Here is a 482-nt window from a genome sequence, read left to right as displayed (position 1 = left end):
CACCCGCGTGGCGGTGAGCGCGGTGGAGATGTCCGGCACCCGTTACGCCGTCTACCAGCTTACCGTCGAGCCGGACCTGTGGCCGATGAAGCGTGACCGCAACCTGCGTATATTCCAGGGGCAGACGGTGCCGCAGATTGTCAAAACCCTGCTGGGCGAGTACCAGGTGAACCTCGAAGACAAGCTCACCGGCAGCTACCGGGTCTGGGACTACTGCGTGCAGTACCAGGAGAGCAGCTTTGACTTTATCAGCCGCCTGATGGAACTGGAGGGGATTGGCTGGCACTTCCGCCACGAGGCGGACCGCCATGTGCTGGTGCTGACCGATGCCGCCGCCGCCCATCAGCCCTTCGCCGGCTACGAGACCATTGCCTACCACGTTACTCCCTCCGGCGGCAGCACCTCGGAAGAGGGGATCAGCCAGTGGGCGATGACCGACAGCGTGACGCCGGGGATCTACAGCCTCGACGACTACGATTTTC

General features: G+C 63.5%; 1 protein-coding gene. It reads left to right on the top strand.

The genetic code is table 11. The annotated features are described in order from the left end of the window. On the top strand, nucleotides 1–482 hold a 482-nt coding region (locus tag ENTHG_RS00185), incomplete at both ends, for a type VI secretion system Vgr family protein (protein ID WP_044172062.1).

Origin of the sequence: Phytobacter massiliensis JC163, from assembly GCF_000321045.1 — a bacterium.
In the GTDB taxonomy this organism is placed as follows: Bacteria; Pseudomonadota; Gammaproteobacteria; order Enterobacterales; family Enterobacteriaceae; genus Phytobacter_A; species Phytobacter_A massiliensis.
The sequence above is the reverse complement of the archived record's forward strand: the minus strand, read 5'-3'. Positions and strand labels throughout refer to the sequence as shown.